The sequence below is a fragment of the Succinivibrio dextrinosolvens DSM 3072 genome, from assembly GCF_900167015.1.
Taxonomy (GTDB): domain Bacteria; phylum Pseudomonadota; class Gammaproteobacteria; order Enterobacterales; family Succinivibrionaceae; genus Succinivibrio; species Succinivibrio dextrinosolvens.
Genome location: NZ_FUXX01000018.1, coordinates 24,210 through 48,219 on the forward strand (window position 1 = coordinate 24,210; position 24,010 = coordinate 48,219).

23 protein-coding genes are annotated in these 24,010 nt (G+C 31.9%); 21 read left to right on the forward strand and 2 right to left on the reverse strand.

The features are described 5' to 3' along the window. From B5D46_RS06250 to B5D46_RS06310, 13 genes are all read left to right on the forward strand, one after another. The gene (locus B5D46_RS06250) at window positions 1–1,014 is read left to right on the forward strand and encodes a glycosyltransferase family 8 protein (RefSeq protein WP_159443039.1); all 1,014 of its coding nucleotides are present in this window, start codon (window positions 1–3) and stop codon (window positions 1,012–1,014) included. Between the two features lie 28 nt (window positions 1,015–1,042). Then, window positions 1,043–1,810 carry a glycosyltransferase gene (locus B5D46_RS06255; protein ID WP_078928735.1) on the forward strand — a complete coding sequence of 256 codons (768 nt, stop codon included), beginning with the start codon at window positions 1,043–1,045 and terminating at the stop codon, window positions 1,808–1,810. Window positions 1,811–1,974: 164 nt separating this feature from the next. Then, window positions 1,975–3,627 (forward strand): DUF6056 family protein, encoded by a 1,653-nt coding sequence (locus tag B5D46_RS06260; RefSeq protein ID WP_078928736.1) that lies wholly within the window; start codon window positions 1,975–1,977, stop codon window positions 3,625–3,627. A 55-nt stretch (window positions 3,628–3,682) separates the two neighbouring features. Further along, window positions 3,683–4,834 (forward strand): dTDP-4-amino-4,6-dideoxygalactose transaminase, encoded by a 1,152-nt coding sequence (gene rffA, locus B5D46_RS06265; RefSeq protein WP_078928737.1) that lies wholly within the window; start codon window positions 3,683–3,685, stop codon window positions 4,832–4,834. 8 nt (window positions 4,835–4,842) lie between these two features. Continuing rightward, window positions 4,843–5,952 (forward strand): ATP-grasp domain-containing protein, encoded by a 1,110-nt coding sequence (locus B5D46_RS06270; RefSeq protein ID WP_078928738.1) that lies wholly within the window; start codon window positions 4,843–4,845, stop codon window positions 5,950–5,952. A gap of 287 nt (window positions 5,953–6,239) precedes the next feature. After that, a complete protein-coding gene (locus B5D46_RS06275) occupies window positions 6,240–6,578 on the forward strand; it encodes an EamA family transporter (protein ID WP_078928739.1) in 339 nt (112 codons plus the stop codon). 18 nt (window positions 6,579–6,596) lie between these two features. Beyond that, a complete protein-coding gene (locus B5D46_RS06280; protein ID WP_078928740.1) occupies window positions 6,597–6,938 on the forward strand; it encodes an EamA family transporter in 342 nt (113 codons plus the stop codon). Window positions 6,939–6,954: 16 nt separating this feature from the next. Next, entirely contained in the window at window positions 6,955–7,872 is a 918-nt protein-coding gene (locus B5D46_RS06285) for a glycosyltransferase family 2 protein (RefSeq protein ID WP_078928756.1), read from the forward strand. 100 nt (window positions 7,873–7,972) lie between these two features. Next, window positions 7,973–8,977, forward strand: coding sequence for an NAD-dependent epimerase/dehydratase family protein (locus tag B5D46_RS06290; protein WP_078928741.1), 1,005 nt, complete (start codon window positions 7,973–7,975; stop codon window positions 8,975–8,977). 282 nt (window positions 8,978–9,259) lie between these two features. Beyond that, window positions 9,260–9,811, forward strand: a complete 552-nt coding sequence (gene rfbC / locus B5D46_RS06295) for a dTDP-4-dehydrorhamnose 3,5-epimerase (protein WP_078928742.1) — start codon at window positions 9,260–9,262, stop codon at window positions 9,809–9,811. Window positions 9,812–9,873: 62 nt separating this feature from the next. Beyond that, window positions 9,874–10,893 (forward strand): dTDP-glucose 4,6-dehydratase, encoded by a 1,020-nt coding sequence (gene rfbB / locus B5D46_RS06300; protein ID WP_078928743.1) that lies wholly within the window; start codon window positions 9,874–9,876, stop codon window positions 10,891–10,893. A 74-nt stretch (window positions 10,894–10,967) separates the two neighbouring features. Continuing rightward, entirely contained in the window at window positions 10,968–11,744 is a 777-nt protein-coding gene (locus tag B5D46_RS06305) for a glycosyltransferase (protein ID WP_078928744.1), read from the forward strand. Window positions 11,745–12,135: 391 nt separating this feature from the next. Next, the gene (locus B5D46_RS06310) at window positions 12,136–12,711 is read left to right on the forward strand and encodes a DUF4393 domain-containing protein (RefSeq protein ID WP_159443040.1); all 576 of its coding nucleotides are present in this window, start codon (window positions 12,136–12,138) and stop codon (window positions 12,709–12,711) included. A 133-nt stretch (window positions 12,712–12,844) separates the two neighbouring features. Here the strand turns inward: B5D46_RS06310 and B5D46_RS06315 are convergent, their stop codons facing one another. Continuing rightward, window positions 12,845–14,257 carry a transposase gene (locus B5D46_RS06315; RefSeq protein WP_078928746.1) on the reverse strand — a complete coding sequence of 471 codons (1,413 nt, stop codon included), beginning with the start codon at window positions 14,255–14,257 and terminating at the stop codon, window positions 12,845–12,847. A 221-nt stretch (window positions 14,258–14,478) separates the two neighbouring features. Between B5D46_RS06315 and B5D46_RS06325 the strand changes: the two genes are divergently transcribed. The 8 genes from B5D46_RS06325 to B5D46_RS06360 all read left to right on the forward strand — a co-directional run bounded on the left by B5D46_RS06325 (window position 14,479) and on the right by B5D46_RS06360 (window position 23,448). After that, window positions 14,479–15,975: an ATP-binding protein gene (locus B5D46_RS06325; RefSeq protein ID WP_078928748.1), complete on the forward strand. Its 1,497-nt coding sequence runs from the start codon at window positions 14,479–14,481 to the stop codon at window positions 15,973–15,975. A 110-nt stretch (window positions 15,976–16,085) separates the two neighbouring features. Beyond that, window positions 16,086–17,405, forward strand: a complete 1,320-nt coding sequence (locus tag B5D46_RS06330) for an HAD-IIIA family hydrolase (RefSeq protein WP_078928749.1) — start codon at window positions 16,086–16,088, stop codon at window positions 17,403–17,405. Between the two features lie 56 nt (window positions 17,406–17,461). Then, window positions 17,462–18,109: a D-sedoheptulose-7-phosphate isomerase gene (locus B5D46_RS06335; RefSeq protein WP_078928750.1), complete on the forward strand. Its 648-nt coding sequence runs from the start codon at window positions 17,462–17,464 to the stop codon at window positions 18,107–18,109. A gap of 2 nt (window positions 18,110–18,111) precedes the next feature. Further along, a complete protein-coding gene (locus B5D46_RS06340; protein ID WP_078928751.1) occupies window positions 18,112–19,107 on the forward strand; it encodes a GHMP family kinase ATP-binding protein in 996 nt (331 codons plus the stop codon). Between the two features lie 14 nt (window positions 19,108–19,121). Then, window positions 19,122–19,985, forward strand: a complete 864-nt coding sequence (locus tag B5D46_RS06345; protein ID WP_078928752.1) for an NAD-dependent epimerase/dehydratase family protein — start codon at window positions 19,122–19,124, stop codon at window positions 19,983–19,985. Continuing rightward, entirely contained in the window at window positions 19,982–21,016 is a 1,035-nt protein-coding gene (locus B5D46_RS06350; protein ID WP_078928753.1) for a GDP-mannose 4,6-dehydratase, read from the forward strand. The genes B5D46_RS06345 and B5D46_RS06350 overlap by 4 nt, the downstream gene beginning before the upstream one ends. Window positions 21,017–21,048: 32 nt before the next feature. Further along, the gene (locus tag B5D46_RS06355) at window positions 21,049–21,810 is read left to right on the forward strand and encodes a WecB/TagA/CpsF family glycosyltransferase (RefSeq protein ID WP_078928754.1); all 762 of its coding nucleotides are present in this window, start codon (window positions 21,049–21,051) and stop codon (window positions 21,808–21,810) included. 573 nt (window positions 21,811–22,383) lie between these two features. Continuing rightward, on the forward strand, window positions 22,384–23,448 hold the full coding sequence (locus B5D46_RS06360) for an NAD-dependent epimerase/dehydratase family protein (RefSeq protein ID WP_078928755.1): 1,065 nt from the start codon (window positions 22,384–22,386) through the stop codon (window positions 23,446–23,448). A gap of 155 nt (window positions 23,449–23,603) precedes the next feature. On the opposite strand, the gene B5D46_RS12145 is transcribed toward B5D46_RS06360, so the two are convergent. Continuing rightward, window positions 23,604–24,010: hypothetical protein (locus B5D46_RS12145; protein WP_459551247.1), on the reverse strand; the 407-nt coding region annotated here is incomplete at its 5' end.

The following is a 24,010-nucleotide window of genomic DNA, read 5'->3' on the forward strand; positions in this document are numbered from 1 at the left end:
ATGTGTGTTGCTGTTGGCGATGATTCTAGTACAACAGAACTATATTCTGACTTACTGACAGTTGCATTAAAGTCTGCTAGGCAGAATACTTCTCTAGACCTAGTCGTTCTATATGACGGACCAAAGGAGCATCGTATTTACGATATTTTGTGCAGATATAACGTTAAAATTATTGAGCATCCTTTTTCTCATTTTGACTGTCTAAAAAAAACATTTACCCCTGATATTCTGTTATCTAAAACAGGCAAAAGTTCAATTGATTTTAAAAAGTTATCTGGCACATTTATGCGTCTAGATATTCCGTTTATTGAAAAAGGCGAAGATTATGTTCTGTATACTGATGTAGATGTTATTTTTAATAGGGATATAAAAGATTTAGATTTATTAAATCCAAAATTAGTTGCTGCAGGGCCAGAGGTATCTCAGGACTATTATATAGGGGATATTTTTAATGCAGGTATTCTCTACATGAATGTTAAGGCAATGAGAAAAAAATGTGAAGAGATCTTTTCGTTGATGGAACAGGGAATTCCTAATAAAACTAATCTCTTTGATCAGGGGTATATCAATGAGGTTTGCGAGAATGAATTTGATTTTCTGCCTCTCGAGTATAACTGGAAGCCTTACTGGGGATTAAATGAAAATGCTTATATAATTCATTTTCATGGTATTAAGCCTGGTGGAACAGCAGATACTTCTGGTTTCGCTGTGAATCCTTCCCTTTACGAATCTATGTTTCGTGGACACAGATATGATTTTGCTGGTTATTTGGTATATTTAAAGAATTATTTTTCTTATCTTGATAAGAATGCTGATGATTGGATTTTTAATCACGGAAAAGAAGTTTTTAAGTATATTTCAGATTCATATAAAAGAAAGATTTTTTGGAAAATAAGAAATAAATATTATAAGTATTTGTTACTGAACTTTTTAACTTTCTCAACTAGCCATAGGTTTAGAATTAGAAAAAATGAACTGCAAAGAGAGTTAAAGAAGTTTTCTTCAGAGAATTAGTTTTCAGTTTTTTTGGTAGTAGTTTTGTATGTTCTCAATTATTATTCCAACTTTACTTAAAGATACAGAAGTTCTAAACAAGTTGTTATATCAACTTAATGAGGATAGTACGGTCGGTGAAATAATTATTATTGATAACTCCTGTTCTTCTTTCAAAACAGACTTCTCTAAAGTTAAGGTTCATGTACCAAAAGAGAACCTTTTTGTAAATCCAGCCTGGAATCTTGGTATTAAATTAAGTTCTCCTGAATTTAAGTATTTTGGAATATTAAATGACGATATTATCTTCCAGAAGAATCTCTTTGAACAGGTTCATGCTTTTCTTGAAGAATCTTCTGAAGATGTTGGCTTAGTTGGTATTGACTGTGTTGCTAATACATCTAAAAATCAGTTTGATTTTTATCCTGAAAATACCGTAGTTAACATTCAGGTAACATCTAAACTTGAAGGTTTTTTTGGCTCAGCATTCTTTGGAAACAAAAAGAATTATTTTGAAATCCCCAATGAAATGAAGGTTTTTTATGGAGATCATTTCTTGTTTACGAGAAATATTCAGTCAGGACATAAGAATTACAAGATCTGTAATATTGGCATTAAACATCTAGAATCTCTGTCATCACATAGTTCGCCTTTTATTGCTAAAATGTTTAAGAAAGACAGAAAGCTCTGCATTAAGCATAATGGAGTAGAGCATCAGCATTTAAGTATACTTCAGAGAATCTTCTCTATAACGACTTATCATAATCATTATGTTTTCTCAATTTTAGGTTTGAAGATGAAATTTAAAATTAACTAGCTTAAGTACCGTACGTTGATTGTATGCTGATTTTACAGAACAGAATAATCTTAAATGTGAATGAGCAATTTTTTACCTCTATAACTTACATTTGTCATTTTGCCGTCTGTTTACTTCGGTGTTAGTTATTTATTGATATATTTATTATTTGGAATGAGTGTAATATGAGTAATTTATTTTATAGAGAAAAGTTGTTGAATGTAATTAGAGGCGTATCTTTATATTCTTTTTCTTTTGTAATTTTAGTTTTTCTTATTTTCTTTTCTCTTGAATATAATACTCCAATGCACTCTGATGATTTTTCTATGTATTTGAGAGGTACGAGCTTTTCGGGATTTTGGGAGTTTTATAATGGATGGGGAGGGGGATTTGTTCCTTACTGGCTTCAAGTATCTTTACTTAAAATCAAAAACCACGTTGTACTTTCCGTATTAGTGTCTTTATTTATTGTATTATTCCTATATGGGATATCAATATTCTCTGCTAAGGTTTTAAATATAAGATTTAACCCTTTTGTATTCATAATAATATCCTCTATCTATTTCATTTTTAATCCAAATTTAGGGCAGACAACTTTTTGGATTGTTGGAATGACATCCTATTTAGTCCCTTTGACTTTGAGTATATTTTCTTTTTTATTTTTTTGGATATATAAAAACACCTCGTCAAATTTAATAGTTGTATTTGTATCTTTTTTTGTTTTTTTTACATCAGAAAGTTCTCCTACTATCTCCGCAGGAGTTCCTTATACTTTATTTGTTTTAATCTTATATTGTAAATATATTAAATGTGATATTAATTGGAAGTTTGCCGGAACTGTTTTTTTATTTTCTTTACTCGGAACAAGTGTTTTATTATTGGCTCCGGGGCACTATCAAAGAATGGCTCAGCCTGCTTTTTCTGATTGGATGTCATTGAATCTATTTGATAAAATTATAGTTAATTTAGAAAGAATAGATGATATTTTTAATTATTTTAAATATTCTCTCTTTATATACTTTGTATCTCTATTTTGTCTTGTGTTTAAAGGCGGAATTAAAGAAAATCGAAATGTTGTTTTACTGTCATTGATTTTTTTCTCTTCTTTTATTGTTATTCATCTTTCAATGACATTTGCTCCATATATGCCTCCTAGAGCTTTAAATAATAACTTTTTCTTTTTACTTGTATCAATTTCTTTGGTTTTATATAAAATTTGCTGTAACGTAATAACTCGCTCTATTTATATTGGGATAACTTCTTTTTTTATAGGATTTTTTATTTTTAAGTGGGGAATTACGTTAGATTCTTATTCTACTATAATGAACCAAAATGCAATTAGAAAAAATATAATTCAGTCTGAAAAGTTATCTAAAGGCCAAGATGCTTCTCCAATCATTCCTAGTTATTATTATATAAAACTTCTATCTTCTCGAGATCAGTTGGATGGTTATTTCTCGGGGAGTATGAAAGATTATTATGGAGTAAAAAGTATTTTAGAAAAATTTGTTTCTTTTGATTATTCGCTTATATTAAAAGCTGACAAAAAATGCGATATCAATTTGTTAAATAATTCTAAGTTTACTGTTCGAAGCTGTCTATATAAGGCTCACTCTCTTTTTAGCTCAAAATCTACTTTTCTTATTTCTATAGAGAATGGTAAGTTAATTGATAGTAAAAATCGTATATATCTTAGATACGTTGATCCACTCTCTAATCAAATAAATAAAATTCAGATGGAAGGTCCTATAAAATATTTTGATGAGAATATTTATGGGATTACTTTGAAAAAACAAGATTACTCTCTTTTTGAGATTACAGATCAAGAGCTCAAATAATTGATAAGTTTTTTATATTATTAATATTTAGATAGCTTATTTTGAAAGGATTTTTATGATTGACTTCAATATTCCTCCATTTGTCGGGACAGAATTTAAATACATCAATGATGCTATTAATAATAAAAAAATATGTGGTGACGGTTTTTTTACTAAAAAATGTAATAACTGGATAGAAAATAAATTTAATGCTAATAAAGCTTTGCTTACAACTAGTGGTTCTAGTGCGTTAGATATTGCTGCTTACTTGTGTGACCTTAATCCAGGGGATGAGATAATTCTTCCTTCATATACTTTTTCATCTACAGCCAATTCTTTTGTTTTAGCTGGTGGAGGACAATGGAGTCCTAATTTAGTTTTTGTTGATATTCGAAAAGACACAATGAATATTGATGAATCAAAGATTGAGTACGCAATTACCAACAAAACGAAAGCTATTGTTGTTGTTCATTACGCTGGTGTTTCATGTAATATGGATAAGATTATGGATATTGCAAAAAAATATAATCTTATTGTTGTTGAAGATGCAGCTCAGGGATTTATGAGTACCTATAATGGAAGAGCTTTGGGAACAATTGGAGATTTTGGTTGCTATTCATTTCATGAAACTAAGAATTATTCAATGGGTGAAGGTGGGGCAATTGTTATTAATAATGATAAATTTGTTGAAAAAGCCGAAATCCTACGTGAAAAGGGCACAAATAGAAATCAATTTTTTAGAGGGGTTGTGGATAAATATACTTGGGTAAATTTTGGTGATAGCTATCTTCCTTCTGATATTAATGCGGCTTATTTATACTCTCAACTGGAATGTGCAGATATAATTAATTCTAATCGTCTAGAAACATGGAATTGTTATTACGATGCTTTTCATGATTATGTGCAAGAGGGAAAATTTGAAATTCCTTTTATTCCTAATGATTGCAAACATAATGCCCATATGTTTTATATTAAATTTGAGAATTTAAGTATTAGACAGAATTTTATTTCGTATATGAAGTCAAATAATATTCAATGTGCTTTTCATTATATCCCATTGCACTCTTCTCCAGCTGGAATTAAATATGGTCGTTTTAGTGGAATTGATGTTAATACAACAATAGAAAGTGAAAGACTAGTCAGACTACCTATGTATTTCAATATGAAAAAAGAAGATGTTCAACAGGTTATAAATAGAACTTTAGATTTCTTAAAAATGACGATTTAGGGAGCCTTATGAAACCAAATTTAGCAATAATTGGTGCATCTTATTTGCAATTACCTCTTATTATAAAAGCTAAGGAAATGGGGTATGTAACTCATGTTTTTGCCTGGAAAGCAGATGATGTGGGCGAATTTGAAGCTGATTTTTTTTACCCAATAAGTATAGTTGAAAAAGAAAGAATTCTTGATGAATGCAAGAAAATAGGAATAGTTGGAATATGTAGTATTGCTTCAGATCTTGCCATTATTACTGTTAATTATGTAGCAAATGCGTTGGGCTTGACAGGAAATTCGATTCGATGTACGAATATTAGTACAAATAAGTACTTGATGAGACAAGCTTTTGAGCAAAACGGAGATCCTATCCCTTGGTATTTAAAAGTAGATTTAAATACCGATTTAACAAAAATAACTTATCCTGCTATTGTTAAACCAACAGATCGAAGCGGTAGTAGAGGCGTTTGTAGAGTTGATGATTATATTTCTTTAAAAAAGGCAATAAACGTAGCATTAAATCAGAGTATTGAAAAAAAAGTTATAGTTGAAGAGTTTATTGAAGGCGAAGAATATAGTGTTGAGTATATTTCTTTCCGTGGATGTCACTATTTTCTAGGTATTACAAAGAAATATACTACAGGAGCTCCCCATTTTATTGAAAAAGGACATTTAGAACCTGCACTTCTTTCTGATTCAACAATTACCAAAATAAAAAAAATAGTTGAACATGCTCTTAATTCTTTGGAAGTTCAAAATGGTGCATCTCATTCAGAGATAAAAATAAGGACAGACGGCAGTATTGTAATTATTGAAATAGGGGCGAGAATGGGGGGAGATTGTATTGGGAGTGATCTGATTATGTATTCAACTGGCTATGACTATGTGAAAATGGTTGTTTCTGTTGCAACTGGTAATTGTCCCGAATTTTCCAAAGTTTGTACGCCTAGACATGTTGAAAGTATTTTTATTTTTAATGAAAAAGATTTGGATGAGCTTAATGAACTTAAATCTAAACATCCAGAGTATTTAATAAAGATTGTTGATCTTCATCCTGAGAAAATTGGTCATACAAGAGACAGTTCCAATAGAGCTGGATGCTATATCAGAATTGCAAGACAAGAATGAACTTTTATTAAAAGAAAAAAAAACATTAGGGCCTAAGATTATGTGAAGATATTAAATATACTTCTCATCATTGAATTGAAACCTTTGATTTGCATTGCACAGTATGTATCTGTTTTTTTGAATGGTCTAATAATGATATTTATCTCTAAATAAAACATCTTATTGCTAATTTTTTATTTTGGAGGATTAGATAATATATTCTCCGTAAAACAATCAGGTTTTATATTTTTTTTATACGATGAATCCTCAGAAAAGCGTCCGATCTCCAATAATGGTACAAGATTAATATGAATCGTTTTAATCTTTTTCTTTCGTTAAATACATTGGTTTTTATCTATTCGTTAAGTGGTTTGTTTTCAAAAATAGCATCTAATTCTATTTTTTTTAGTTTTAATTTTTTTTTATATTATTCGCTTATTATTTTATTACTATTTATATATGCCGTATTTTGGCAATATATTATTAAACATATTCCTCTTTCTACTGCATTTTCATATAAATCTTTAACTGTAGTTTGGGGAATTATTTGGGGCAAATTATTTTTCGATGAAGTGATTTCTTTAGAACAAATTCTTGGTGCCATTTTAGTTATATTTGGCGTTGTAATTTTTTCTTTATCAGACTAAGGTATTTATTGAACAATAATGAAACTTGATTTATTTTCCGTATTGTTGTTTATGTTTGGGGGATTTATAAGTTCGCTTTCCCAAGTACTTTTAAAAAAAGCTGCGTTGAATACGTATAATACAAAAATCAGAGCGTATTTAAATTTATATGTAATTTCTGCTTATACAATATTTTTTGTTGCAACTATTATTACAATTATTGCTTATAAAGGAATTCCTCTTTCTATGGGGCCAATGTTAGGTGCGACTAGTTATTTATATGTAACCGTGTTGGGCAATATTTTTTTTAACGAAAGAATTAATAGAAGAAAAATAATTGGTCTTTTTTTCATTGTGTTAGGTATTGTTATTTTTTATTAAATGGGTTAGTTATTTTATGTTATTTTCAGTTATTGTTCCTGTTTATGGCTGTAGGGAAGCTCTTTGTGAATTATACCGAAGGTTAACTAGTTCTATATTAAGTATCACCGATGATTATGAAATAATTTTAGTAAACGATTGTTGCCCCCAAAATTCGTGGGAGTTGATAGAAGATATTTGTTCAAAAGATCATCATGTTATTGGATTGAATTTATCTAGAAATTTTGGACAAATGAAAGCAATTTTGGCAGGATTGGATTACTCAAAGGGAGATTTCGTTGTTGTAATGGATTGTGATTTACAAGATCGTCCGGAAGAGATCCAAAACCTATATAGCGAAATAATAAAAGGCTATGATATTGTTTTTGCCAGAAGAAAGAAGAGACAAGATGGTATTTTAAAAAAACTATTATCTGGAGCCTTTTATAAGGTATATAAATACGCTACAGATGGCAATTATGATGGTGCTGTATGTAATTTCAGCATAGTACGAAGAAATGTTGTAGAGAATTATTGTAAGATGAGGGAATATCATCGTGGCTATGTTATGTATATGAAGTGGTTAGGCTATAAACAGTCGATTGTTGATGTAGCTCATGATGAAAGATATGAAGGCAAATCATCTTATAATTTAAAAAAACGTTTTGATTTGGCTGTTGATTTGTTAACTTCTCAATCAGATAAAATTTTACGTTTATTTTTAATGGGAGGGTTTATCATAAGCTTTGTCTCTTTTTTCTCCATTATTTTTTTATTACTTCGTAAATTATTATCCGATGTTCCTATAGGTTGGACTAGTTTAATTGCAACCATGATGTTTATTGGTGGTGTTATTATCATGGTTATAGGTGTTGTTGGAATGTATGTTGGTAATATCTTTATGCAAACAAAGAATAGACCTCTATACATAGTTAGAGAAAAAATAAATAGGTAATTTTTATTATTTTTACTTATGTAAAGTTATATTTATTTATAAGTAAGATTTTAGCTTTATTTTTTTTTATCGGTTTTCTTGTTGTTGATTGCTTATAAAGATGAAAAAAATAATTATTTTTGGGGCAACAGGTCATATTGGGGTATACCTTGTTGATTACCTATCACGCGTTTTATCTTATGAATATGAATTAATTGCAGTTGGAAGAAGGTATACTGAATTTTGTCATAATAATTCGGTAAAGTTTATTTGCTGTGATATAACAAAACCTGAGGATTTCGATAAATTACCTTCTAAAGATATATATGCTGTTATAAATCTTTCAGGGGTTCTTCCTGCCTATTCATCGAAAATACAAACATATAAATATGTTGATACAAACATAACAGGAAGTTTAAGAATTCTTGATTTTTCATTAAAAAATAGTGTTAATAGGGTTATTTTTACTCATACGTGGTCTGATTTGGCTGGATATTGGGGAAAGGAAAATGTTTTATATCCAGACATGACTAGAAAACTAATTTATCATGGTGATCATGCTTTTTATGCTATAACAAGAAGTATGGTCGTAGATACACTAGAATATTACAGACAAGAATTTGGTTTAAAATATTTTTTGTTTAGATTGCCTAACGTTTATTTATATCATCCTGACATTTTTTATTATGTTAATGGCGAAAAAAAACTTGTTTCATATAGGTATATGATTGAACGAGTAATCAATGGCGATGACATTGAAATGTGGGGAAATCCTCTTGCGTATAAAGATATTTTATATGTTAAAGATCTTTGTCAACTGATCCATAAATCTCTTTTTGCAAATGTTTCAGGTGGAATGTATAACGCTGGTACTGGTATAAAAACAACTTTACAGGAGCAGTTGGAAGGAATAATTAAGATTTTCTCGTGTGATTCGAAAAAATCTTCTATTATTTCAAAACCAGAAAAAAGCAGTTTCCCTAGCTTTGTGATGGATATTAGCAAAGCTAAAAACGATTTAGGATATTCTCCAAAGTACCTTTATTTAGATTATTTAAGTGATTACAAAAAAGAAAGAGAATTGAGACGTTTTGATTCTGTATGGAATAGTAAAGCAATATTGTGATATTAAGTATCTATATAATAGTATATAGATATAACTAAGTATTTAGATACTAAACTTGATTATATCTTTTATCCATGATAAGTTTGTTGTGCCTAAAATGTTTATTAATTAACCGCAATATATAACAGAAAATAAACGTTAGAATTATTTTGAATAATACGTATATTTTCCAAATCTGTTTTCCTCTTGTTACTGTTTATTCTGACAAGATATGGTTATTCGATATTCCTATTATTACAGTTAAAATTAAGCTTTAATATAGGAGCACTATCTAGTGAAAATATGAACCTTATTAAGAGAGCTATTGATGGCGTAGTAATTGTAGAGCCTAGAGTATTTAATGATGCCAGAGGCTATTTTTATGAAAGCTACAATGAAAACGAGTTCAAGGCAAACGGTATTGACTGCAGATTTGTACAGGATAATCAGTCAAAATCATCATACGGTGTAATCAGAGGTCTACACTGTCAGACCGGAGATTTCTGTCAGTCCAAGCTTGTACGTGTCCTGTCCGGAAAGGTTCTGGATGTAGCCGTAGATGTCAGAGCAGGCTCAAAGACCTTTGGACAGTATGTTGCTGTTGAACTTTCAGATGAAAACCATCGTCAGCTGTTTATTCCTCGCGGCTTTCTTCACGGTTTCAGCGTACTGTCAGAAACTGCTGTATTCTCCTATAAGGTGGATAATTTCTACAATAAGGAATCAGAGTGGAGCATGAGATATGATGCGCCTGAATTCAATATTGACTGGAAGATTCCTGCAGATAGAGTTATCACCTCAGATAAGGACAGAATAGAGCATTCACTTAAGGATGTTCCTTCATTTACCTTATAGTTGTTTATAGTACACAAAAAGAAAATACTGGTTTCTATAATTAAAATCTGGATTTATTCAATATGTCAAAATCAATTCTTGTAACCGGTGGCGCCGGATTCATCGGTTCAAACTTTGTTCCATATTTCTGCAAAAAGTATCCTGAATATCATGTAATCAATCTTGATAAGCTGACCTATGCAGGTGACTTATCCAATGTAAAGGAGTGTGAGAACGACTCCAACTATACCTTTGTTCAGGGCGATATCTGCGATGAGAAGCTGATTGAGGAATTGTTTACAAAGTATGATATCAGAGGCGTAATTCACTTTGCTGCCGAGAGTCATGTTGATAATTCAATCAAAGGTCCTAAGGTATTTATGGAAACCAATCTGATGGGTACCTTTACCCTGATTGAGACTGCAAGACGTCACTGGATGGATGCACCTTCAAAGGTTAAGCCTGGCTATGAGGATGCAAGATTCCATCACATTTCAACCGATGAGGTTTATGGTACTTTAGGTGATACAGGGTATTTCTCTGAGACAACTCCTTATGCACCTAACAGCCCTTATTCATCATCAAAGGCAGGTTCTGACTTTATCGTACGAGCATATCACCATACCTACGGTATGAATGTAACTACCTCAAACTGCTCAAATAACTATGGTCCTAAGCAGAATCACGAGAAGCTTATTCCTCACATTATTGAGAATGCATTAAATCTTAAGGCTTTGCCTGTATACGGAAAAGGTCTGAATGTCCGTGACTGGTTGTATGTTTTAGATCACTGCAAGGCAATTGATTTAATCTTCCAAAACGGTAAGTCTGGAGAGACCTACAACATTGGTGGTCACAACGAGAGAAACAATATCACTATCGTTAACACCATCTGCTCAATCTTAGATGAGAAGTCTCCTCGTAAGGATGGCAAGTCATATTCAGAACTGATTACCTTTGTTCAGGACAGAGCCGGACATGATTTACGCTATGCAATTGATCCAACCAAGATTGTAAATGAGCTGGGCTGGAAGGCTGATGAGACTTTTGATACCGGTATTGTTAAGACCGTTGAGTGGTATCTGAATAAGTTTAAGGCTTAGTTTCTGTGTTAACTTGTGTGGTTGTTGCTCTTAATATAAGCACATCTCTTTATTTACTTTAGGATCATATCTCTATGTTTTCAATTATTATCCCAACCTTACTTAAAGATACTGAAGTATTAGAAAAATTATTATTTCAATTAAACGAAGATAGGACAGTAGGCGAAATTATTATCATAGATAATTCATGTTCCTCATTTAAAACAAAGTATTCTAAAGTTAAGGTTCATGTTCCTAAGGAGAACCTGTTTGTAAATCCTGCCTGGAATTTTGGTATCAGATTAAGTTCTCCTGAATTTAAGTATTTTGGAATTCTAAACGACGATATTATCTTTCAGAAGAATCTTTTTGAACAGGTGCATGCTTTTCTTGAGACAGCATCTGATGATGTAGGTCTCCTTGGAATAGACTGTATTGCCAATACTCCTAAAGCACAGTTTGATACTTATCCTGAGAATTCTACTGTTAATATGGTTGAGACTCCTAAGCTGGAAGGCTTCTTTGGTTCGGCTTTCTTTGGAAATAAGAAGAATTATTTTGAAATTCCTGATGAGATGAAGGTTTTTTACGGTGATCATTTCTTATTTACTAGAAACATTCAGGCAGGGCATAGGAATTATAAGATAACCAACATTGGCGTTAAACATTTGGAATCTCTGTCATCTCACAGTTCTCCTTTTATTGCTAAAATGTTTAAGAAGGACAGAAAGATCTGTATTAAGCATAATGGAGTGGAGCATCAGCATTTAAGTTTTATGCAGAGAATACTTTCTTTAACAATTTATCATAATCATTATGTATTCTGTTTTTTAGGTCTGAAGATGAAGTTTAAGATGAGAAATGCTAGATAGTTTGCTATCTGTAATATTATTACTTGATAAGTATTTTTTGAAATCCATTTTTTCTCTTTGAAAAAAATATTTTTGCTTGGAACATGAAATACAAAGTAGTCAGATTGCACTTTCTTTCCAAACAGAACTTGTAAGATAACGATTTTTTAATGATAATGTTTAAATACTTTTTAAGCCATGCGCATAGTTTCTGAGGTAAATTTATATGGCGATAGACGATGAGATTATTATGAAAGCTGTTCCTAAAGTATATGATGATGGAATTAAATCAACAGTTCAATAATCGGGAAAAGTTTTATCCCTTATTCCGAAGTCTATTAATGCAGTTCTACTTCCTTTAAGAAAATGGATTGAAGAACGTGAATATAAATTTTAGGAAACTCAAATTCTTTTGGAGAGTAAGTTAAAGCAAGTTGACCCAGATAAAATAGTTAGCCCTGAAGCATATGTCGCAATACCAGCTTTAGAATCTCTTTCTTATTCTATGGATAGTGTTGAATTAAGAAATTTATATGCGAATCTTCTGGCAAATGCGATGAATAAGGATGTTAAGGAAAAAGTTCATCCTGCGTTTATTGAAATTATTAGACAATTGACGCCAAATGAGGCAAAGTTATTGGAAATAATTTTTAAAGCTAAGATTGCTCCTGTTCTTGACTTGGAATTAGATAACGAATCTGGTACATTGTTACAGCAATACAACTTCACTTGGATTACTGAGTTTGAATATGAAGAAATAGCAATTGCAATTAATAACTTTGAACGTATCGGTTTAATTGAAATTCCCTTTATAGAAAATTATGTTGATGACAAGCTTTATGAGTGCGTTAGAGTTACACAGACCTATAAAAATCATAAAGAATATTTAGAAAAATTAAATAAAGGTAGAGTTGAAGAAAATAAAAAGATTATCAAGAAGACAGCTCTTGGTGTTTCTTTCTTTAATGTTTGTGTTTCAGATAATTAAATAAATCAGTAATTACTCAGATCGGCAACATATGCTGATTTTTTGAAGAGACAAAATGTGATCTGATACGACAGGCTTTTTTTTAGACAAAATTGTATTAAATACCATGCCCAAGAACCTAAGAAATTAAGTTCTACCCATTTACCAAATCATCTATAGTTTTCACAACTGTAGGGAGATCTTTAAAAGTCTGTTTGTCAAGTAAGCTAGCTTCTTTTCTAGTACACGATTCCAATATCCTGTCTAGTTGCTTGTGGATTGCTCTATATATAGAACTTCGTACTCCATTGGTAAAAGATTTAATGAGTGCATCTGTAGCTTTAAGCACAGTGTGTATTCTTAGGATACTGAAGGAGACCTCTGATTTAGCAATCCTCTTTGCAACAGTAGCAACTAGCTGTTTAAAACTGTACGTCAGTATATTTCCTAGCATAAAGGTAATAATCACATCCAGAAGGCTGGAGTTTATTGTTCTCATGCCGTCTCCTGACTGCAGTGCCTTAAAAGTAAGCTCAGAGCCTTCCCATCTACATCTGTAAAGAAGGTAGACAGCCTTTGCTGGAATTTTATCCATTGGCAGATTGGTTCCGAAGTAGGAGAATTCCCCATCAGGATTTCTAACTCTAACTACTCTTGCAATAACCTCGTTACCACTGTCACTGATACGTTTAACCAGCATGTCGATGTACTCTGATTTGATGTTGTCTGGAATTTCACAGGATTGAGCCTTTCCTATGAGTTCATCAAGGCTTTCTCCTGTTTCCCCATCAACAGCCATTATCACGGTTCCCTGAACATTGGTGCGATAGCGAGTTAGGTGGAACTGACTTCTGTTTGCATAAAGGGACTCACCGTTGTAATCAATATAGCCTCTGTCTTTGATGTTCTGCATTCCCTCTCCATACTCGTCAGCTCTTACCTGTTCACGTTCTGAGCCGGTACCTTCGGTTATGGAAAGATGGGATATGGTTCCGTTTACATTAGAGAATGCCATATGTACTTTGATACCAGCGTTTTCCTTCTGAATTCCTCTCTGAGTGCTTTTTCTACCTGCAGTCTTACTGTTGAAGTTTTTTCTGCATGATAATCTTACAAAGAACCCGCTGCCGTCAACTGGAACAACATCAGTTATACCAACAGAAGAGAGGATTTTTACCAGCTCAAGATGTTCAGAACAAGGATTGTCATTTCCAATGTAAGAGTAAATTCTGAGGATTAACTTTTCCAAAAATTCAACAATCTCTGGCTTCCTAAGCTGATTATGAAAGGCTTTGTCAGAAATATGCTCCTTGGCATATTTACTGTAATAATTCAGTCTGAAGTTGTTAATAGTGTATTTGGCTGAAGATAGCATTCCACGATCGTTAAAATCAACAAGAGCACAAACGAAATCTACAATATCAAAGATTCGAGAACGTTCAATAACACCGCAATGTCTGGCAAGCGCAATAATCTCTTTAATGGAGATCTCGCTTTCGATTTTTTTAACTGACATCGGTTTGTTAAGAGTAGAGTTAAAAAAATTAGCGTTATATAATTCAGACATGAGCTTCTCCTGTTGTTGTTTTTTTTGCAATTTAAATATTAACAGAGAAGCTCTTTTTGTTTTGATCCTGGCGTCTCAAAACCGTGTCTCAAAAATAGGACAAAAACAGACTTTTAAAGAACTCCACACCTGTAAAATGATATGGAAAAACATGCAGAAATTAGTGAATTTAACTACAAAACAAAATAAGAATTTGAAGCAAATCAAACTTCATATTTTTTATGATTAATAATCAATTAGTTACTAAGATCTTGGGCATGATGAAAACGTGTAATTTAGTTACAATTGCTGAACTTTATCAAAATTCACAAGAATTATTTGATAACTATATTCGTTATTTGGGAACCTCTGTTAAAACTCAGGATGTTTCTTCTATTGTTTCATTATTGGATATTCTTCCTCAAGAATATAAAACTGTGAAATCAGAGATTTTTGATGATTTTTATATTGGCTATAAATTACCTCAATTAAATAAAGAGTTTGATCTTTTAAAGATAATCTCCGATTGTGTTTTAAATATTGAATTAAAAACAGAAGAACATATTGAAGACGTAAAGAAGCAGATTTTGCGTCATAAATATTACCTTTGTTTATTGAAAAGAAAAATATGCATTTTTACTTTTATTGAACAGACAAAAACTATCTATAAATTATCGGATAATGACATTGTTGAAACTGATATATATGACTTATTGAAGGTTGTTGAGTCTTTGAATAATCCAATTGATAAGAATATTGATTTTCTTTTTAATCCAGCTTCGTATTTGATTTCTCCTTTTAACAAGACTGATGATTTTGTAAATAACAATTACGTTTTTACAGATCGTCAGGAGCAAATTGAGAAAGAAATTATATCTTCAATCAATAATGGTGAATCTAATTTTTTGATTACAGGTTCAGCCGGGACAGGAAAAACTCTATTAACTTATCATTTTGCTAAAACATTAGTGTTAGCTAACAAAAAAGTAACAATTATTCACTGTGGTATGTTGAATGCTGGTCATTACAGATTAATAAGTGAGTTTAAATGGATTATTATTCCAATAAAAGATTGGATGAAGATATCTGAAGATACAGATGTAATTGTTATTGATGAAATACAAAGGATTAGTTTATTTCAGTTTAACTCGATTAAAGAGAAATATAGTAAGTCAGTTTATATTTTTTGTGGTGATAAAAAACAAACTTTGAATGACGAAGAAATTTTTTTTGATAAATTAGAAGAAAATATTATTGATGTAAAAAAATTCAAGTTATCCACAAAAATTAGAACTAATGAAGCTGCAGCAAGTTTTATACGAGCTTTATTTGATAAAAATCAACAAATAAACAACTCAATTGATATTTCAAGAAAAATCTCTGTAAAGCATTTTTTCAAATTTGAAGATGCTTTTTCGTATATCTTATTAAAAAAAGACTATCAGTTTATAACGTATACTCCAAGTCGATATAATTCTTCAAAAGCTGATTTATATCAAATTGGAAATTGTCTAAATGCTCACAGAGTTATAGGTCAGGAATTTGAAAATGTACTTGTTCTTTTGGATATCAATTTTTATTACGAGAATAATAAACTAAGAGCAAGAAAAATTCCTGGAGTTCCATATCCACCAACCAGAATGTTATTTCAACAGGTATCAAGAACCATTAATTCATTGGAATTTGTAGTTCTTGATAACCCAAAACTTTTTAGTGAGATTTTGGAGATTTTTAATTAGTTCACAATTTTATATTTACTTGATAATAATTGAAAAAATCGATATACCACATATCGATAAACCAATGAGCACTATGATAAATAGTTTTAATCCAAAATGGAGTCATTATTTTGAAAACTGTAATTATGGCTGGTGGCCAAGGTACAAGAATCTCTGAACTATTTCCTGATATTCCGAAGCCTTTAATTCCAATTTGCGGAAAGCCTGTTTTAGAATGGGAAATATGTAATTTACGTGACCAGGGGTTTAAAGATTTTGTTTTTACAGTTTCTCATATGGCAGATAAAATCAAGAATTACTTTGGTGATGGCTCAAAATTTGGAGTACATATTGAGTATTTTGTTGAAGAAACGCCTTTGGGTAATGCAGGTGCTTTATTTAAGATCCATAATCTTGATGACGATTTCCTTTTATTAAATGCAGACTCTGTATTTGATGTTGACTTTAATAGATTTGTTGCATTTCATAAATCTCATCATGGACTGGTAAGTTTGTTTACTCATCCTAATTCTCATCCTTATGATAGTGGCCTTATTATTGCTGATGACAATAAGTCTGTATTGCAGTGGTTAACAAAAGAGGATAAGAGGCCTGAATTTTACAAGAATAGGGTAAATGCTGGTTTACATGTAATAAGTCCTAAAGCATTAGCATTAAGTGGTATAGATGCATCATTAATTGGGAAAGAGATTGATGGGAAAGTCTACAAGGTTGATTTGGATAGACAAATTCTAAAGCCATTATGTGGTAGTGACAATGTGTTCTGTTATGATTCCCCTGAGTATGTAAAGGATATGGGAACTCCTGATAGATTCAATCAGGTAAAAAAAGATTTTGAAGCAGGTTTGATTTCCGCAAAGAACTTGTCTAATAAACAGAAGGCTGTTTTTTTAGATAGAGATGGTACTATCAACAAATATGTTGGTTTCTTAAGAAATATTGATGATTTTGACCTCTTACCTGGCGTAGCAGAGGCTATAAAAAAAATTAACGAAAGCGGTTATCTTGCCATTGTTGTAACTAATCAGCCAGTTGTTGCCAGAGGAGAGGTGAGTGTTGATGAATTAACTCAAATTCACAACAAGATGGAAACTCTTTTAGGTAAGGCAGGAGCATATCTTGACGCAATCTATTATTGTCCTCATCATCCAGACAAAGGCTTTGAAGGTGAAATAAAAGAACTAAAAATAGACTGTTGCTGTAGAAAGCCTAAACCTGGACTGCTATTAAAAGCAGCATTAGACTTTAATATTGATCTAAAAAATAGTTTTATGGTTGGTGACAGTGAGAGTGATATTAAGGCTGGGCATAATGCAGGTTGTAATTCTGTTATGATTGGTAATAACAAGAAATGCGATCAGGATAAAACTTATGGATCCTTATTGGATTTTGTTATTAACTGTCTTGATAAAAATGTAAATAGATCGTAGTTTATCATGACTATTTTATAAGCTATCAACTGTTTTGAGATTATTAGGTTAAATACATGGATCATAGATTACAAAAACATATTGATTCGCTTGTCTCTCGTTACCCTGAACTATCTGTCTGTGAGATGGATATTAAAAAAGCATATGATATCTTAGAAGATTCATATTCTCATGATGGAAAGCTCTTGATCGCTGGAAATGGTGGCTCTGCTGCAGATAGTGAACATATTGCAGGTGAGCTTATGAAAAGATTTAAAATCCCTAGACCTGTACCAGAAAGTTTTAAGGAAAAACTAATCTCTGTTGACCCTGTAAGAGGAGAGTTGCTTTCGATGAATCTTGAAAGAGGGTTAATGGCAATTCCGTTGGTTGCTCATGAAGCTTTATCTACAGCATATATAAATGATGTTGATGGACTTGGTGTATTTGCTCAACAGCTTTATGGCTTTGGAAGAGCTGGTGATGTTTTTTTAGGAATAAGCACTAGTGGAAACAGCAAAAATGTATTATCTGCAACAGTTGTTGCCAGAGCTTTGGGAATAAAAGTAATTGGACTTACAGGTAAAAATGGAGGGGAACTTGCAAATGTAAGTGATGTTGCGATTAAAGTTCCTGCAACAGAAACCTTTATGATTCAGGAAATGCATTTGCCTGTATATCACTGTTTGTGTCTTATGCTGGAAGATAGATTTTTTGGGGAATAATAATGATCATAACTAAGACTCCATTTAGAATGAGTTTTTTTGGTGGAGGTACAGATTTAGAATCTTTTTTCCGTAAACATGGGGGGGCAGTTCTATCAACAACATTTGATAAATATTGTTATGTGACAGTCAGACATCTTCCCCCATTTTTTGAATGGTCTTCCCATTTGACATATTCCTCTCAGGAGTATATTTCAGATATCTGTGATATTAAACATCCTGCTATTCGTAATGCTATGAAGATGCTTGATATGCGAGATATAAGACTTTTGTATGAAGCTGATTTACCAGCCAGATCTGGTCTTGGAACATCGTCTTCCTTTGCCGTTGGAATGCTTAATGCCTTTTATTGTCTGAAAGGAAAGTATGTAGATAAAAAGCAGTTGGCTGATGATGCTATACATCTTGAAAGAGAATTATGTAATGAGTCAGGCGGCTGGCAAGATCAGATAGCGGCTTCTTTTGGTGGATTGAACAGAATTGATTTTAATCAAGATGGAAGTTATTGTGTAAAGCCAATTATTATTCATCCTAAAAGAAAGTGTTTATTAAACGAAAACTTAATGCTATTCTTTACTGGTTTTACTAGGTTCAGCTCTGATGTTCAAAAAGAAAACTCTGATGATTTCAAAAAGAAAGAAGAACAATTGCAAGACATCTATTCTCTTGTAACCGAGGCGGAAAAAATATTGGAAAATGAATCTTCAGATCTAGATGATTTTGGAAAACTTCTTGATAGGACCTGGAATCTAAAAAGACAAACTGGTAAAGCTATCTCTACAAACAGTATAGATGCTCTTTATGAAAAAGGTATGAACGCAGGTGCTTTAGGTGGAAAATTACTGGGAGCTGGTGGCGGAGGGTTCTTGCTTTTTTATGTTCCTTCTGCTCGTAGACAATGTGTAAAAGAAGCTATGAAGGATCTGTTGTATGTTCCTTTTAATTTTGAGGATAACGGCACTCAGGTTATTCACTTTACTCCAGAATCATATGAATAAGGAAGAATTGATAAGTGCGAGTTGCAATTGTTGGTAGTTCTGGATATATATCTAAATATTTGATTAAAAGATTTTCTGAATTAGGAGAAAGTGTTTCTCTAATTAAGATTGGAAGATCAAATGATGCTGATCATTTTCTGGATTTAAATAAGTCTGATGATTTTTGCTTCAGTGTATTAAATGATGTTGACTATATTATATTCACTGCAGCAATTTCTGGTCCGGATCAATGTGCAAAAGAATTTGATTCATGTTGGAATGTCAATGTAACAGGAACATGTTTCTTTATTAGAGAGGCATTAAAAAGAAACTGTAAGGTTCTATTTTTTTCTTCTGATGCCGTTTTTGGAAATAATCCCAAAACTGTTTTTGATGAGTTCTCTGAAACAAAAGCTTCAACTCCTTATGGTAAAATGAAAAAGACTGTTGAGGATGCGTTTTCAGATAATAACAATTTTAAGTGTATCAGATTCTCTTATGTAGTATCAGCAAAAGATAAGTTTACATCGTATTGTCTTTCCTGTATAAAACAGTCAAAACAAGCTGAAATTTTTCACCCCTTCTATAGAAGTTCTATTACAATTTCTGACGTTGTAAGCTCTGTTTTTTATTTGCTGTCAAACTGGTCGGAATATGAGGCTCCTTTTTTGAATGTTGCTGGAGATGAGCTTATAAGTAGGGTAAGAATTGCAGATGAGCTCAATAGAATTTTTAACGGTATTCTAGATTATAAAATATCTATACCAAGTGAGGCATTTTTTAAGAATAGACCTCAAATAACTCAGATGAGAAGTTTATATCTTAAAAAGAACAGAATTTTAGATGATATCTCATTTTCACAAAAGTTTTTTAAAGAATTGGAGAATATTAAGTTATGACAAAAGCCCTTATTACCGGTATAACTGGAATGGTTGGCTCCCATTTAGCTGATTTTTTAATTGAGAACACAGATTGGGATATTTATGGAGTTTGTCGTTGGAGAAGTCCAACTGATAATGTTAGCCATTTACTTGATAGAGCAAACAGAAAAGATAGAATCTTTTTCAGATATGCTAATCTTAATGATCAGGTTAGCCTGATAAGTGTTGTAAATGAAATTAAACCAGATTATATCTTTCATTTAGCTGCTCAGTCCTATCCTCAGACAAGTTTTACTGCACCAATTGATACCTTAAATACAAATATTTTGGGCACATGTAGACTTCTTGAAGCTTTGAGATTAGCAATGCATACAGATACTTCTTATAAGCCTGTAATTCATGTGTGCGCTTCTTCAGAGGTTTTTGGTCGTATTCCAGCAGATAAAAAGCCAGAAACAGGAATTCATGAAGAATGCCCATTTCATCCTGCAAGCCCATATGCTATTAGTAAGACTGGAACAGATTTGCTTGGAAGATATTATGCTGAAGCTTATGGTATGACAGTAATGACAACAAGAATGTTTACTCATACTGGTCCTAGAAGAGGAGACGTTTTCCATGAGTCAACATTTGCAAAACAGATTGCGATGATTGAAGCTGGTATGATTGAACCAAAAGTAATGGTCGGTAATTTAAAGAGTCTTAGAACATACGCTGATGTTCGTGATGCAGTAAGAGCTTATTACATGTTAGTTACCATAAATCCTATTGCAGGTGAATACTACAATATAGGAGGTTCTTATACTTGTGAAGTTGGAGATACTCTAAACACTTTAATTAGTTACAGTACAATGAAAGATAAGATTCAGATTGTTACTGATCCTGAACGATTAAGACCAATTGATGCTGACTTACAGGTTCCTGATTGTAGAAAATTTAAGGCTCATACTGGTTGGGAACCATCAATTCCTTTTGAAAAGACAATGCATGATTTACTCGATTATTGGAGAGCAAGAGTAAATAAAGGTGAAGTATTTTTAACAAGATAGTTTATTTTTATTTAATTGCTTGGAGATTTTTTATGCCTTTAAATCGTATAAGGTTCATGAATACTTTTATCGATAATGTAACTGAGTCTGAAGCTATTGACCATATTGAGAGCTGTATAAAAAACAGAAAAATTGGGCATGTCATAACACCTAATGTAGACCAAATTGTTAGAATCGAAAAAGATCCTTATTTTAAGGAGATTTGTGATAATGCGGAACTTCTTTTGGTTGATGGGCACCCTTTAATGTGGATCGCTAAATGGTATAAAACACCTTTTAAAGAAAAAATTTGTGGCTCAGATCTTGTTCCTCATTTATGTGACGTTGCATCAAAGAAAGGGTATAAAATTTTTTTATTAGGCGCTGCAGAGGGGGTTGCACAGAAAGCTGCATCTAATCTCGAATGTTTGTTTCCTGGAATAAATGTTGTTGGAGTTTATTCTCCACCTTATGGATTTGAACATAATAAAGATGAAATTAACAGAATTAATGTCATGTTGAAAGACTCTAAAGCAGATCTTCTTTTTGTTGGTATGGGGGTTCCTAAACAAGACGTATTCATATATGAGAACAAAGAAAAATATCAAATACCTATGTCATTTTCAATTGGGGCAACAATTGATTTTATTGCAGGAGTTCAAAAAAGAGCTCCACGTTGGATGTCTAATGCAGGATTTGAATGGTTATATCGACTGTTATGTGATCCAAAGAGAATGTTCAAACGTTATATTTTAGATGATGTATCAATATTTAAATTAGCTTGGAATTATAGAAGAAAGTGTAAGAATGGCTGAGTTTGAATTTATTGTGCTAAGTCTTTTTTAATCAAATCTTAAAGTTATTTCTATCTAGATTAACAATAGATATTTTATATCAAGGAAGTATCATTTTACAAGAGGATATTAACAGGATGTGAGCTTCTTTTTATATGGTTTTGATCTCAGTATATATCTTATGATTAACAATGATTGCTAATTATAATCTCTGAAGTGCGTTTCTGAGAATTCTCCGATACTCGTTACTATAGTATTCCCGAAAAAACGCACAAATGAGAATCTTTTGCTTCTACTAGATTACACAGCAAACCTTTATATCTAAAAATCAATTTATTTAGTCTAAAATATGCTTGCTATACTTACGTAATTTATTATGTCTTGTAGAAAAAAATCAACAGAGGTGCTTCTCCCTCATTTCGGTTAGCAAAAAAAAATGGTCTCTTTTTATGGGCTAAACAAATTCAAAAATATTCACAGATACTTACAATAATACTTATAAAATTACTTTAGGAAATTTTTGTTAAAAAAAAGACTAATGATTTAAAGTGATAAAGAACTATAAAATTAACTATAAGATTTTGGAGTTATTTTATGAAATCTAAAGTAGATTTAAACAATAAAACTATATTAGTTACAGGTTCTCCTGGTTTTATTGGTGCCAATCTTGTAATTAGACTGTTAAGAGTAATGAATAATGGAAGAGTAATAAGTTTAGATTCAATGAACGATTATTATGATTCAAGCCTTAAAGAGTATCGACTTTCGTTAATTGAAGAAGAGGCGAAATTATCTCCGGTTGAGCACATTTTTGTTAAGGGCAATATTGCAAATAAAAATCTTATTACTAAAATCTTTAAAGATTATAATCCATCTGTTGTTGTTAATTTGGCCGCACAAGCTGGAGTTCGTTACAGTATTGAGAATCCAGATGTTTATATTGAAAGTAATTTGGTTGGTTTTTTCAATATTTTGGAAGCGTGCAGGCATAATTCTGTTGAGCACTTTATTTTCGCAAGTTCATCTTCTGTATATGGAGGAAATAAAAAAGTCCCTTTCAGCACAGATGATAAGGTTGATAATCCTGTGTCTCTTTATGCTGCTACTAAAAAAAGTAACGAATTATTAGCATATAGTTATTCTAAACTTTATAACATTCCTACTACAGGGTTAAGATTTTTTACAGTATATGGTCCTGCTGGAAGACCTGATATGTTCTATTATTCATCTGCACTAAAATTTGTAAATGGTGAGACTATTAAGATTTTTAACAATGGAAATTGTATGCGCGATTTTACCTATATTGATGATATAGTTGAGGGAGTTTATAGAGTGATGAAGGGGGCACCTGGAAAATCCTTAGGTGAGGATGGATTACCTATTCCTCCTTATTCAATTTATAACATAGGAGGAGGTTCACCTGAGAATTTACTTGTTTATATTGGTGTATTGCAAGAGGAACTTGTTAAATCAGGGATTTTGCCTAATAATTACGATTTTGAAAAACATAAGGAATATGTTGGTATGCAACCAGGAGATGTCCCTATTACATATGCCGATTCAAAAGGACTTGAAGATGATTATGATTTTATACCTAAAATTGGAATAAGAGAAGGTCTTAGAAATTTCTGTATTTGGTACAAGAAATACTATTCGTAGAAACTAATATGTCCAAAAGATTAATAATTCATAGGCTTTGTGCATAGTTGAAGTAGTTTAGCTTTTATTATTCACTCGAGTTTCCCAGACAAAAAATTTAAGTAAATCCAGAGCCACTCTTGGATTGATGCTCTTTAAAAACCTGTATTGATTTATTATCTTGCTTGAGGCAATGGAATTACCTGCTTAAGGAAGTTACAGATTCCGTTAAACCATGAGCCTAAAAGATCGTTTATGATCTGCTCTGCTTTAACTAGACATCCTTTCTTTAGCAGGCCTGCTTCTTCTAAAATCTTTGGAATAGAAATGAAGTATCTCATTAGAGAATCTATTGCTGCCTGATAAGGTATATCCTGTATCTGTTCTTTTGTACATCTGAATAGAGCTCCTAATGAACGTTCATCCTCCTCATACCTTCTCCAGAATTCCATCATGATGAATCTGATTGATGCAACTGATACAAAGGAGATGAGATTATCGTAGTCACGAGCATAAGTTTCAGACCCAAGTTTAAAGTACTGTTTCTGTGCTCTAAAGCAGGTCTCTATAAGCCATCTTCTTG